Annotated in this window: 9 protein-coding genes; 6 read left to right on the top strand and 3 right to left on the bottom strand. The window is 73.4% G+C overall.

The features are described 5' to 3' along the window. The first annotated feature begins 69 nt into the window (after positions 1-69). Entirely contained in the window at positions 70-1,821 is a 1,752-nt protein-coding gene (gene boxC / locus WMF45_RS06235) for a 2,3-epoxybenzoyl-CoA dihydrolase (RefSeq protein ID WP_437716030.1), read from the top strand. After that, positions 1,818-3,260 carry a benzoyl-CoA 2,3-epoxidase subunit BoxB gene (gene boxB, locus WMF45_RS06230; protein WP_437716029.1) on the top strand — a complete coding sequence of 481 codons (1,443 nt, stop codon included), beginning with the start codon at positions 1,818-1,820 and terminating at the stop codon, positions 3,258-3,260. The genes boxC and boxB overlap by 4 nt, the downstream gene beginning before the upstream one ends. On the opposite strand, the gene WMF45_RS06225 is transcribed toward boxB, so the two are convergent. Beyond that, the gene (locus WMF45_RS06225) at positions 3,257-3,718 is read right to left on the bottom strand and encodes a hypothetical protein (protein WP_437716028.1); all 462 of its coding nucleotides are present in this window, start codon (positions 3,716-3,718) and stop codon (positions 3,257-3,259) included. The two genes, boxB and WMF45_RS06225, sit on opposite strands and share 4 nt — an antisense overlap. A gap of 79 nt (positions 3,719-3,797) precedes the next feature. Between WMF45_RS06225 and WMF45_RS06220 the strand changes: the two genes are divergently transcribed. Continuing rightward, positions 3,798-4,874: an AAA family ATPase gene (locus WMF45_RS06220; protein ID WP_437716027.1), complete on the top strand. Its 1,077-nt coding sequence runs from the start codon at positions 3,798-3,800 to the stop codon at positions 4,872-4,874. Next, positions 4,874-5,506, top strand: a complete 633-nt coding sequence (locus WMF45_RS06215; protein WP_437716026.1) for a hypothetical protein — start codon at positions 4,874-4,876, stop codon at positions 5,504-5,506. The genes WMF45_RS06220 and WMF45_RS06215 overlap by 1 nt, the downstream gene beginning before the upstream one ends. A gap of 603 nt (positions 5,507-6,109) precedes the next feature. On the opposite strand, the gene WMF45_RS06210 is transcribed toward WMF45_RS06215, so the two are convergent. Continuing rightward, entirely contained in the window at positions 6,110-8,779 is a 2,670-nt protein-coding gene (locus tag WMF45_RS06210) for a HEAT repeat domain-containing protein (protein ID WP_437716025.1), read from the bottom strand. Positions 8,780-8,930: 151 nt separating this feature from the next. After that, the gene (locus tag WMF45_RS06205) at positions 8,931-10,031 is read right to left on the bottom strand and encodes a hypothetical protein (RefSeq protein WP_437716024.1); all 1,101 of its coding nucleotides are present in this window, start codon (positions 10,029-10,031) and stop codon (positions 8,931-8,933) included. Positions 10,032-10,339: 308 nt separating this feature from the next. Between WMF45_RS06205 and WMF45_RS06200 the strand changes: the two genes are divergently transcribed. After that, on the top strand, positions 10,340-11,254 hold the full coding sequence (locus WMF45_RS06200; protein ID WP_437716023.1) for a hypothetical protein: 915 nt from the start codon (positions 10,340-10,342) through the stop codon (positions 11,252-11,254). Positions 11,255-11,394: 140 nt separating this feature from the next. Continuing rightward, positions 11,395-12,318, top strand: coding sequence for a hypothetical protein (locus WMF45_RS06195; protein ID WP_437716022.1), 924 nt, complete (start codon positions 11,395-11,397; stop codon positions 12,316-12,318). Positions 12,319-12,396: the final 78 nt, after the last annotated feature.

Below are 12,396 nucleotides of genomic sequence, written 5' to 3'. Positions count from 1 at the left end.
CATGAAAGCCGGCCCAACAAGAACTATACTGCTTGACTGAACCCCGGCGCGGTGGTGGGCTCGTCGGGTATGGAAGCGACCACCTCTCCTCCTTCCGCGGCGCCGGCGCCGCAGACCAGGGCCCGGGAAGACGGCGCGTCCGGCGAGGACGCGCCCCTCCGCTTCGAGACGGAGCCGGGCCGCTACAGGCACTGGAAGCTCTCGTTCGAGGGGGCGATCGCGCGCGTGGCGATGGACGTCGACGAGGACGCGGCGGCGCGGCCCGGCTACCAGCTGAAGCTCAACAGCTACGACATCGCGGTCGACATCGAGCTCGCCGACATCGTGCAGCGGCTGCGCTTCGAGCACCCCGAGGTGAAGGCGGTCGTCGTGACGAGCGCGCAGCCGCGGATCTTCTGCGCCGGCGCGAACATCTACATGCTCGGGTCGTCGACGCACGCGTTCAAGGTCAACTTCTGCAAGTTCACGAACGAGACGCGCCTCGCGCTCGAGGAGGCGTGCTCCGAGAGCGGGCAGCGCTACCTCGCGGCGCTGAACGGCGTCGCCTCGGGCGGCGGCTACGAGCTCGCGCTCGCGTGCGAGGAGATCCTCCTCGCCGACGACGGGAGCAGCGCCGTCTCGTTCCCGGAGACGCCGCTGCTCGCCGTGCTCCCGGGGACCGGGGGGCTCACGCGGCTCGTGGACAAGCGCAAGGTGCGGCGCGATCTCGCGGACGTGTTCTCGACGCTGGCCGAGGGGGTGCGCGGCAAGCGCGCGGAGCAGTGGGGCCTCGTCGATCGATCGATCCCGAAGAGCCGCTTCGAGCAGGCGGTGGCCCAGCGCGCCGCCGAGCTCGCGGCGGCGACGCCGGACAGGGCGGGGCCCGGGGTGAGGCTCTCGCCGCTCGAGGCGCGGCGCGCCACGGCGGGCGACGTGTCCACCTGCGACTACCGCCACGTGTCGATGAAGGTGGACCGCGCCGCGAGGACCGCGGAGATCCGCGTGCTCGGGCCGGACGGCGAGGTGTTGACCGACGCCGCCGGGATGCGCCGGGCGGGCGCGGACCTGTGGGCGCTCCGCGCGTTCCGCGAGCTGGACGACGCGCTGCTCGACCTCCGCTTCAACCACCCGACGGTGGGCCTCGTGCTCCTGCGGACGTCCGGCTCTCCCGCCGCGGTGCGGGCCGCGGACGAGGCGCTGTGGGCGAGCCGCGACGACTGGTTCGTGAAGGAGGTGCTGCTCCACATGCGGCGCGTGCTCAAGCGGCTCGACCTCACGGCGCGCAGCGTGTTCGCGCTGATCGAGCCGGGCTCCTGCTTCGCGGGGAGCCTGTTCGAGCTCGCCCTCGCGGCGGACCGCTCCTACATGCTGGACGGCGGAGGGGACGAGGGGCAGGCAGGGGCGCCCGCGTCGCCCGCGTCGATCGCGCTGAGCTCGCTGAACTTCGGTCCGCTCGTCATGTCGAACGGCCTGACGCGGCTCGCGTCGCGCTTCCTCGGCGCGCCGGAGCGCGTGGCCGCGCTGAAGGAGAAGACCGGCCTCCTGTCCGCCGAGGAGGCGCTGGAGGAGGGCCTCTGCACCTTCGCGCCGGACGCGATGGACTGGGACGACGAGGTGCGGCTCGCGATCGAGGAGCGGGTGAGCCTGTCGCCCGACGCGCTCACGGGGATGGAGGCGAGCCTGCGCTTCTGCGGGCCGGAGACGATGGAGACGAAGATCTTTTCGCGGCTGTCGGCCTGGCAGAACTGGATCTTCCAGCGCCCCAACGCGGTGGGCCAGCGGGGCGCGCTGACGGTGTACGGGCGGCCGGAGCGCCCCGAATTCGACTGGAGGCGGACATGAGCGCGGTCGTCAACTCGGAGAGGATCCCGAACAACGTCGACCTCGCGTCGGACAGGAAGCTGCAGCGCGCCCTCGAGGCGTGGCAGCCGAAGTTCCTGGACTGGTGGCGGGAGACGGGGCCCGAGGGCTTCCAGGCGGACGACATCTACCTGCGCACGGCGATCAGCGTCGATCACGAGGGGTGGGCGCATTTCGACTACGTGAAGATGCCGGAGTACCGCTGGGGCATCTTCCTCGCGGATCGGGTGGCGGACCGGACGATCGGCTTCGGCGACCACCTGGGCGAGCCGGCGTGGCAAGAGGTGCCGGGGGAGCTCCGGAACATGCTGCGGCGGCTTGTGGTGACGCAGGGAGACACGGAGCCCGCGAGCGTGGAGCAGCAGCGGCTGCTCGGCCAGAGCTGCCCGAGCGTCTACGACCTGCGGAACCTGTTCCAGGTGAACGTCGAGGAGGGGCGGCACCTCTGGGCGATGGTGTACCTCCTGCACAGCCACTTCGGCCGCGACGGCCGGGAAGAGGCGGAGGCGCTCCTGGAGCGGCGGAGCGGCGACCCGGACAAGCCGCGGATCCTGGGCGCCTTCAACGAGCCGTGCACGAACTGGCTCTCGTTCTTCATGTTCACCTACTTCACGGATCGCGACGGCAAGTACCAGCTGCTCGCGCTCGCGGAGAGCGGCTTCGATCCGCTGTCGCGCACGACGCGGTTCATGCTGACCGAGGAGGCGCACCACATGTTCGTCGGCGAGACGGGCCTGCTCCGCATCGTCGAGCGCACGTGCGAGCTGATGAAGCGCAACGCGAACGAGGACGCGCGCGCCGAGGGCGGCATCGATCTGCCGACGATGCAGAGGTACCTGAACCTCTGGTACTCGCTGTCGCTGGACCTCTTCGGCGGGGAGATCTCGTCGAACGCGGCGTCGTTCTTCGCCTCGAGCGTGAAGGGCCGCGCGAAGGAGGCGTCGTACGACGACCACCGGGCACTCGACGGCGTGTATGCGATCGACGTACCGCACGTGCCCGCCGCCGGGGGCGGCGCGGTGACCGGCTGGCGGCGCGAGGAGGTGCCGCTCAGGAACGCGATGAACGAGGTGCTGCGCGACGAGTACGTGGCCGACTCGCAGCGCGGGATCGACAAGATGAACCGGGTGATCGAGGCGTCCGGCGTGTCGTTCAAGCTGAGCCTGCCGAGCCGGCGCTTCCACCGGAGCTCGGGGATCTACGCGGGGCTCCACTTCGACGTCGACGGCAACCCGCTCTCGAAGGAGGCGTGGGAGCGCCGGCGCGACGCGTGGCTGCCGACCGCGAGCGACGAGGCCTACGTGCGGAGCCTGATGGAGAAGCCGGTGTTCGATCCGAAGCAGATGGCGAACTGGATCGCTGCCCCGACGAAGGGGCTCAAGGGCAAGCCCGTCGACTTCGAGTACGTGCGGCGCGGCTAGGGCGCGCCGGCGTCGGGCGAGGGCGCGCCCGCGTCAGGGGGAGGTGCGCCCCCGCCCGCGGGCGCCTTCTTCGGCGGGTCGCCGTGCTCGTCGGTGAGCTTCTTCACGAGCCCGTCGAGGAGCACCTGCTCGTGGTACTGCGGCATCGCCGGGAGCTGCACGGCGACGTGCACCCCGGCGCGGCCGTCCACGACCTCGATCGCCCCCTGCGTCACCCTGCCGCCGCTCTCCGGGCTCCGGTACTCGAAGAGCAGGTAACCATTGGAGACGTCCTTCTCGACGATCTTGAAGCCGAGATCGACGCGCACGAGGCGCAGCGCCGTGCCGAAGGTCTGCTCGAAGGTGTAAGGCGACTCATAGGCGACGCTGGCGCTGGCGTCCCGCTCGCCGAGTCCGCTCGCCACGGGGACGGCGAGCGCGATGAGGACGACGAGCGCGATCGACGGGAGGCGGCGCATGACCGCAGCGTAGAGGGGCTGGCGAGGACGGGCCAAGTTCCTTGCTACGGAGCGGGCGGCTATGCTGGGGTCGATCTCGATGGACCGACCCTACGTCGAGCAGCTCCGCATCCAGGGCTACGGCTGCGTTCAGGACGCGACCCTGGAGCTGACGCCGCTGCATGCGCTCATCGGGCCCAACGACAGCGGCAAGAGCACGGTGCTGCGGGCGCTCCGCACGCTCTCCTCCGTCCTCGAGCGGGCGCTCGGGGCGCCGTCGCTGGACACGCTCGGGCGCGCCGGCCCCACGAGCAAGGCCCCGGACGGCGCCGTCTTCGAGGTGTCGGCGGCGAGCACGACGTGGCGCGTGGAGCTCGACGCCGGGGGGCGAGTCCGGTCCATGTCGTTCCCCCGGGATCTCGAGCCCCCTTCCCTGCTCGACGACGCAGACGGGGACGACGACGCGGGCGGCGCGCCCAGCCCGGAGCGCCCTGCGCTGGACATCGTCCAGGCGCTGCGCGGGGCCCAGATGCTCCGCCTCGATCCCGACGCGCTGAGGGCCCCGCACCCGCTCATCCCCGACGGGCATCCGCTCTGCTTCGCCGACGAGCGCGGCACGGGCCTGCCGGCCGTCTACGACGCCGTCATCAGCCGCGACCTGTCGGCGTACGTCGATCTGAACGAGGAGCTCACCCGCCTGTTCCCCAGCGTGAAGAGCCTCCACCTCGCCAACCCGAGCTCCACGACGAAGGCCATCGGCGTGAAGCTCGAGGGCGGCGCCGTGGTGCCGGCGTCGCTGATGAGCGAGGGCATGCTCTACTACCTCGCCTTCGCGGCGCTGCCGCACCTCGATCCGACGCCCCTGCTCCTCGTGGAGGAGCCCGAGCACGGGCTGCACCCCGCGCGCATCGCCGATGTGATGCGCGCGCTGCGCCTCGTCTCCGAGAAGACCCAGGTCCTCCTCGCGACGCACAGCCCGCTCGTGGTGAACGAGCTGCAGCCGGAGGAGGTCACGGTCGTCACCCGCGCGGGCGAGCGGGGGATGAGGGCAACGCGCATCCTTGAGACGCCGGGGTTCGAGGATCGGGCGAGGGTGTACGCGCTGGGGGAGCTCTGGCTGAGCTACGCCAACGGCGGCGACGAGGCGCCGCTCCTGGGAGGAGGGCCGCGGCCGTGATGAAGGCGCCCGATCGGATCCGGGTCTTCCTTGTCGGCGAGGGCGAGGGCGAGCTGGGCAGCCGCGCCGGGGCGCCCGCCTACCAGTCGGACAAGCACCCCGGCGTGCTCGTCACGCTGCTCTCCCGCGTCCAGCCGAGCGGATGGGTCGTCGGCGGCGCCCGCGAGTGGAAGAGCATCCGGAAGTACCAGGCGCGCGGCGCGGCCCACGAGGACACGCACCACGTGCTGGGCGCGGCGCTCGACGCGCAGGAGGCCGGGTGCGAGATCCTCGCGTTCGCCCGCGACATCGACCGCGATCCGGCGCGCCGCGAGGCGATCGCGGAGGGCATCCGGCGCGTCTCGTCGGCCCTGTCGTCGCCGCCCGACGTGATCGGCGGCGTGGCCGTGCCGGCGCTCGGAGGCTGGATCCTCGCGCTGCTCGGCGAGAAGGCGACCGAGGAGATGTCGCCCCTCAGGGCGCAGGCGATGCTCGCTGCGAAGGGCATGATGCCCGGCGACGGCGCCGCCATGGTGCGCGTGGCGGAGGACGCCGACCTCGACGCGGTCCCCCCGGACGCCACGTCGCTCGTCGAGTGGCTCGCGCGCGCGCGCGCGGTGCTGCCGCGGCGGGCAGGACGCGGCGTGAGGTGAGCGCTGACGCCCTCACGAGGGAACAGCCATGGTCGGAAGGGGCTATCCCAGAAGTCGGAGCGTGCGAGCTGCTTCGGCGGCGACCCTTGCGCGTTTGTCCTTCACCAACGTCTCGATGAGAGGTCGATCCTGTTCGCGGCCGAGCTCTGACAGGACCGCGAGGGCGCCGATGAGCTGCGCGGTCTGGCCGGCGGAGCTCGTGAGAATCGAGAGCGCGCGGTCGCGGTGGTCGACGCTCCTGTGGAGCTTGCGGAGGTAGCGCCGAGCGTAGAAGCGTACATTGGCGTTGCATGGCGAGACAAACCAGGAGCGGAGTGGACAGACTGGAGATATCGAGAGGGAGCAGCGAAGAGAACTCAGTGAGGTTGAGACCGACCCTGGCGTAGGCTTCACGACTGCGCAGGATCCGGTCGAAGTAGCGAAAGGCGCGCGCCCCGTCCCGCTCGAGGCAACCCCGCAGGGTCCGGGAGTGCGTGGCGTCGTCCACAAGCGCGTCCCGAACCAGCTTGTGAAGGTTGAGCATGCGTTTCGTTGGCCAAGGAAGGAGAGCGGAGAGCGCGGGGCATCGCTGGCGGCCTGCTGCCCCCTGCCTTCAATTCTCGGTCAGCGGCGGCGGCACTGCGGCGCCGCGGAGAGCGCGGCCCTCGCCGCCTCGCGCAGGCCGTGGGGCGTGTCCTTGTCGAGCAGCGGCCTGAGGCGCGCGGGCAGATCCGCCGGGTGCACCGACCCGAGCGCCGCGAGCGCCGCCGAGCCGAGCCGCTGATCGTGCTCGCCGATCGGCGCCTTCGCCCGGAGCGCGAGCCGCGTCCACAGGTCGACCGAGCTCGCGTCGCACATCGCCCCGAGCGAGAGGATCGCCCGCGCGCGCACCTCGAGGTCCTCCTCCTTGTCCTCCGCCCGGTCGCGCACGGCCTCGATGTGCGCGGTCGCGCGGTGCGCGCCGAGGCCGTCGAGCGCTTGCCGGCGCACCTCGGGCGAGCTGTCGGCGAGCGCCCCGACGAGCGCCCGGTCGCCCGCCGCCGTCGCCGGCATCGCGCCGATCGCGAGCGCAGCGCCGCCCCGGATGAACGTCCACGGGTCCGAGGCGAGCCGCGCCGCGAGCGCCTCGGCCGCGCCGGCGGGCAGCTTCGCGCCGGCAGAGGCCGCGCGCGCGAGCGCCACGATCGCCGCCTCGCGCACGCGCGCGTCCGGATCGGAGGCCGCCGCGAGCAGGTCCTGTGCGAGCGACGGCACGTCCGCCGCGACCTCGGCCGCGCGGAGGCGCACGTGCGCGTCCGCGTCCTTCCGGAGCGACGCCCGGAGGTACGCCTCCGCCGGCGCCTCGCCCGCGCACGCGAGCGCCGCGGCCGGCGCTTGCAGCAGGTAACGCCGCTCGAAGGGCGCGCTACCCGCCGAAGCGAGCGCCTGGAACGCCGCCCCGCCGCCCTTCACCCGCCCGAGCGCCGGCCCGAGCGCGCGCAGCAGATCGAGCTGCGCGTCCTCCGGCCGGGCGCGGAGCCGCTCGATCTGCGCCTCTTCCTCGACCACGGAAGCGGCCCGCTCGCTCCGCGCCGCCAGCGCGAGCGCGGCCCGGAGCTCCCTCCGCGCCGCGCCGCGCGCCCCGGCGAGGGCGTCGAGCAGCGCCGGGATCGCCTCGGCCGGCGCGACGAGCGCGAGCTCCCGGGCCGCCGCCACCCTGGCCGCGGCCGCGCCCGCCTTCACGATCTCCGCGAGCGCCGGCGCGGCCGCGCGCCCGCAACGGCGGATGCGATCGCGCGCGTGGTGGAGCTCCGGATCGGGCTCGGGCGGCGCGGCGCGAGCGGCGCGCCCCGGCGCGGCCGACGCCGACCCGGACGCGCGCCCCGCGGACGCCGCGCCGGGCGCGAGAGGAGCCGCCGACGCCGCGCCGGACGCCAGTCGCGCGGTGAGGAACGGGATCTGCACAGCGCAGGGCGCCGTGTCGATCACGCCCCGGGCGAGCTGCCTGCCCGCGGGGTCGAGCCCGTCATAGCCGGCGATCGCCGCCTCGACCGCCTCTGGTCCCCCGCGCGCGAGCAGCGCCGCCGCCGCCCTGGATCGCTCGCCGCCGCCCGCGAGCGCGCCCACGAGCGCCGCCGGGCCCTGCCCGTCGAACGCCGTGCGCGCGGTGACCTCGGCGATCGTGACCCGCACCTCCGGCGCCGCGGGCGCGCCGCGACCCCCGGCCCCCGCCGGCGCGTACGCGTCGTCGAGCACGACGGCGATGCACGAGGCCTTGATCTCCTCGGGAAGCTTCACCTCGTAGCCGGCGGACTCCTTGAGCCACGCGTCCTCGGGCAGGCTCACCTGGAAGAGCCGGTCGGGCATCGCCACGAAGAGCGTGCGCGGCGCGGCGCCGCCCTCGACGCCGTCGGGTGGCTTGATGCGCAGACCCAGGCCCGTGATCCCGACCTCGTCCGCCGACGAGAACGACACGAACTCGCCCCGGCCCGCGCCCGCCTTGCCCTCGGACCACGCGGTCTTCGGGTCGCCGTCGGCGATCTCCGCGAAGCGCTTGCCGACCGCGCTCGACGCGGCGGTCGGGCGCAGCAGCCGGAACGCAGGCGCCGCCGGGTCGGCGTCACGGCGCTCGGCGACCACCTTGCCTGCGGCGCGCCGCTCCTCCGCCGAGAGGTTCTGGAAGCTGGCCCCCTTCAGGAGCGTCATGGTCCGGGGATCGACCTCGCTCGCGCCGACCAGCGCCGGACGCCCGCAGAGGGTCACGTCGTCTCGCAGCTGCCCGACGAGCACACGGCTGCCGGTGCCGCCGAGCGGCTCCACGACCACGGCGTCGCTCCGGCCCTCGCCGTGCTCCCCTGTGGCGACGCCGGTCCAGCCGCTCCAGAGCACGAGCGGCTCCGTCCCCTTCCCCGCGAGCGGCGCCGCGAGCAGCATCACCCAGCTGCCGCTCGCGCCCTCCGGGGCGTCACCGCCCGCCGGCTTTCCCGCGGCCGGCGCCTCGATCTTGGCGAGGTGCTTGCCGTCGGCCAGGGTGACCGGCACGACGCGCGCGCCGCCGAGCAGCGGCGCCACCTCGGACGGCACGGCGAGGACCTTGCCGCCTTCGGGCGCGCACGCCGCCGCAGCGGGACAGGCGCGGGCAGCGACCCCGCCCGGATCGATGCGGACAGCGAGCGCCTGCTGGCCCGCCGCGTGGGGGAGCACCACGGGCGCGGCCTGCGCGGCGGCGCTGCCACCGACGGCCGCGGAGGCTGCGATCACCCCGGCCGCGGCGCCAAGGCGAGGCCGCCGGAAACGAAACGGCGATCTGGACATGCGCGCCATCCTAGTCGCCCGGCGCGGCGAAACCGCTCGATAGTTGATCGAGAGTCGACGCCTCGATCACAGCGCCGCTCCCCCCCGGACCGGCGCTGCGGCGCGTCGTCCAGGCGGGCTCGCCGCGCACAGCGGGTCCGCGGCGCCCTCGCTACTTCGGCGTCTCCGTGGCGGGGATCCAGAAGCCGCCCTCGTCCGGCGGCGTCATCCCGAGCGCCTTCGGGAGCACGTTGGTCCAGCCCGCCACCGTCTCGAGCAGGTAGATCTCCGCGCCGGCCTCGATCTCGCCGATCGGCTTCTCCTTCTCGTCGCGCCGCGCGCGGACCGGGATGGCCCTCGTCGCCTTCACGATCGGCGGCGCCTTGTCGAGCGCCAGCTGCGCGCCGGCCACCGCGGTCGTCGGCGGGATGTACTGGTCCATCATCTCGCCCTTCTTCAGCGGCTCGAGATCCTTGAGGCGCGCCCAGGCGTCGATCGTGAGGTCGCCCCGCGACATCAGGTGGACGAAGGCGGACTTCGCCTCGGTGCTCCAGAAGAGCTGGGCCGTCCCCTCCAGCATCCTCAGCGTGAAGATCACGTCGCCGTCCGGACGATCGAGGAGCTCGATCGTCGACGTCTTCATCAGGTACCCGCGGGCGCTGCCGGGGATCTCCATCTTGGTGGAGACGCCGCGCTGCAGCGCGAAAGCGTCGCACGGGGCCGAGGCCTTCGCCGTCTGCCTCTCGGTCCCGGAGATCGAGAGCTCCGCGCGCAGCGAGTCGCCCGTGGCCGCGACGAGCTTCACCTTCTGCGCGCTCGAGATCCACACGTGCCCGGCGATGACCGGGATGTCGCGCGTCGTGAACACCGCGACGTCCGAGGGCGCGATGTAGCCGTCGATCCGCAGCGCAGGCGAGCTGTCCGACGTGCTCAGCCGCGCTCGGCCCGCCGCCGGATCCGCCGGGATCGCGCTCAGCGTCATCGGGACCAGCGCGCCGGTGAAGCTCGCGACCGTCCTGCCGCCGCTCGGCGCGTCATGCAGCCGGGCGCCCTTGGGCACCGGCGCCGTCCCCTTCAGCTTGCACGCCGGCCCCGACACCGCCTGGCCGACCGTCGCGGTCGCCTGCGCGGCCGCCCCCGTCACCTGCGCGGCCGACACCACCACCTGGGCGGGCTCTGCCTTCGCCTCGGAGACGGCCGGCGTGCCCGGGAGCCCCGCGCAGAGCACCCCCCCAAGAGCCAGAAGACCGAGTCCCAGAACGTCGCTTCTCATCCACTTCCTCCGACACAGGCCGGCAGCCCCGCTCGCGCGGCGAGCCCGAGCGCGGTCCCCAGCTGTCGAGTTCTCCCTGGAACCGCCGGCCTGCTCTGCACGGCGGCGCACTCACTGCGGGGCCGCCCGGCACGCCGAGCCGCCCCTGCCGTTGGTCGGATCATCCTAGCGGAACATTCAGGCCTCGCCCGAGAAAGGTCCTCCACCGCAGCGCTTCGACCGTTTCGGGTGTATGGAGCAGGGCGCCCGCCGCGGCACGCGCCGGGTCGCCCGGCTGGACGGTACCTGCCTCTCCGGGAAGCCACGCCATGCACGGATTCGATCTCGCCTTCGCCTCCCCCCGCAAGCTCCCCCGCGCCCGCGATCTGCGCGGCAACGTCGCCGTTCTCGACATCGCCTTCGCCTCGGAGGCGGGGGGCAAGAGCTTCGAGACCGTCACGCTCCCCCTCATCCAGGAGCTCGGGCCACGGCTCGCCGCCTGGGTCGACCACCACGACAGCGCCCACCACGCGCGCTTCGCCGGCGACCCCCGCTTCGTCCTGTCGACCAAGGCCGAGCACGGCGCCTGCCCCGAGATGATCACGCCGGAGCTCGTCGCCCGCGCCGGGCGCGTCGACACCCTCGTCTGCCACGTCGACTTCGACGGCCTCGCCAGCGGCGCGAAGTGGATGCGCGGCGGCGTCGAGCCCTACCCCGGCTGCGACGACGACGCCCGCGCCATCGACACCCGCATCGGCGTCCCGGGCCCGGCCGCCACCCGCATGGACCGCGCGCTCCGCGCCCGCCCCCGTGATCAGGCCCTCTTCGGCCTCATCGTCCGGCACCTCGCGTCAGGCCTCTCCGACCCGTCGCTCTGGACTCCCATCGACCAGGCCGGCGCCGAGCTCGCCACCATGGAAGCCGAGACCCGCCGGATCGCGCTCCGCTACGAGCGCGTCGAGCCGGGCCTCGTCCTCGTCGACGCCTCCCAGCGGGGCGGGGCCTACGACAAGACCCTGCTCCTCCTCATCGGGCAGGAGCGCGCGCCCATCTCCGTCGTCGTCGACAACGACAGCATCACCTTCGCCGCCCGGTTCGACAGCGGGGTGAACTTCCTCGAGACGTTCAAGATCTCCGGAGGGATGCCGACCCGCATCTCCCTCCAGCGCTCCCGGCTCCAGGAGGCGCTCGTGGCCCTCGGGGTCAAGGCGACCGACGCAAGCCGGCTCGCCGCGACCCCCTGAGCCCCTCCTCACCGCGATCCCGCCGACATCGTTGACGCTGTGGGCCTCGACTGCTAGGGGGGCATTGCAGATCTGCAATTTGCAATTCTGCAATGGACACCTGATCCGAGGCGTCACGCCTGCGTCGAGCGTGAGGGGGTATGGCAGCGACAAACTTGTCTTCGACGGCGAGCAGCGGTGTCGACGAGCTCCTGTTCCGGAACGACTCCGTCTCGCTCTGTCTCCTGGTCAATCGACGGCATCGGACTCTCCGCATCGTCGACTTCCGCGCGGGACCCACGCCGTCCAAGCGGAGCTTCGTCCTGTCGACCGCCAAGCGCGAGGGGGTCGAGAAGGTCTTCACGCTGGTCGAGCGCGACGAGGTGCCGACGTGGACCCGCCTCGGGTTCACGCGGGAGGGGTCGATCCCCGGCTTCTACAAGCGCAGCGACGCCTGGATCCTCGGGGCGGTCGTCTCCGAGATGACGTCGCGACTGCGCGCGGGCGGCGACGGCGAGGAGGGCGGCGAGGCAGACGACGTCGCGGCCTCTCCGGCGGTCCTGCTCGCGGAGCGCACGATCGCCCGCGCGAGGCGGCTGCTCCGGGAGGCCGAGGGGCGGCCGCTGCCCGCGATCAAGATCGCGCCCGCGAGCGGCGTCGAGCTGCGGCGCGCGGTCGCGGCCGCGCAGCGGGCGGGGCGGGCGCTGACAGGCTTCGAGCCGTTCGGGCGCGACGCGGTGCGGACGGGCTACGTGCTGTCCGCGCGGGGCGGCTTCACGCTGCACGCCGCGTGGGAGATGCAGTCGTGCTTCGGCAACTCGTTCCTGGAGCTCCTGTGCCCGCCGCGCCATGAGGCGGAGCGGCTCGCCACGACGGCCGCCATCGGCGCGCTCTGCGACCGCCTCGTCGAGGAGAGGGCCGTGAGCACGTTCACCTTCGCCCCCGCGGACGACCAGGAGCTCTGCGCCGCCCTCCTCGCGAACGGCTTCCGCCGCTCGGCCGTGCTGGCGCGGCACCTCGTCGTCGGCCGCGCCCGCAAGGACGCCATCCTCTGGGCGAAGAAGCTCGTCGCGCCCGAGGACTGAGCCGCCGGCCCGCGAGGGCCGGGGCGAGGGTTACGGCGCGTTCTTCTGCAACGGCGCAACGGCGGTGCGCACCTGCGC

The sequence above is a fragment of the Sorangium sp. So ce448 genome (assembly GCF_051520915.1).
In the GTDB taxonomy this organism is placed as follows: Bacteria; Myxococcota_A; Polyangia; order Polyangiales; family Polyangiaceae; genus Sorangium; species Sorangium cellulosum_B.
The sequence above is the reverse complement of the archived record's forward strand: the minus strand, read 5'-3'. Positions and strand labels throughout refer to the sequence as shown.

Excerpts from the sequence above, each read along its gene's own strand:
- WMF45_RS06205 (WP_437716024.1), bottom strand. The coding sequence starts at position 10,031 with ATGAGAAGCGACGTTCTGGGACTCGGTCTTCTGGCTCTTGGGGGGGTG.
- WMF45_RS06215 (WP_437716026.1), top strand. The coding sequence starts at position 4,874 with ATGAAGGCGCCCGATCGGATCCGGGTCTTCCTTGTCGGCGAGGGCGAG.
- WMF45_RS06210 (WP_437716025.1), bottom strand. The coding sequence starts at position 8,779 with ATGTCCAGATCGCCGTTTCGTTTCCGGCGGCCTCGCCTTGGCGCCGCG.
- boxB (WP_437716029.1), top strand. The coding sequence starts at position 1,818 with ATGAGCGCGGTCGTCAACTCGGAGAGGATCCCGAACAACGTCGACCTC.
- WMF45_RS06195 (WP_437716022.1), top strand. The coding sequence starts at position 11,395 with ATGGCAGCGACAAACTTGTCTTCGACGGCGAGCAGCGGTGTCGACGAG.
- WMF45_RS06220 (WP_437716027.1), top strand. The coding sequence starts at position 3,798 with ATGGACCGACCCTACGTCGAGCAGCTCCGCATCCAGGGCTACGGCTGC.
- WMF45_RS06200 (WP_437716023.1), top strand. The coding sequence starts at position 10,340 with ATGCACGGATTCGATCTCGCCTTCGCCTCCCCCCGCAAGCTCCCCCGC.
- WMF45_RS06225 (WP_437716028.1), bottom strand. The coding sequence starts at position 3,718 with ATGCGCCGCCTCCCGTCGATCGCGCTCGTCGTCCTCATCGCGCTCGCC.
- boxC (WP_437716030.1), top strand. The coding sequence starts at position 70 with ATGGAAGCGACCACCTCTCCTCCTTCCGCGGCGCCGGCGCCGCAGACC.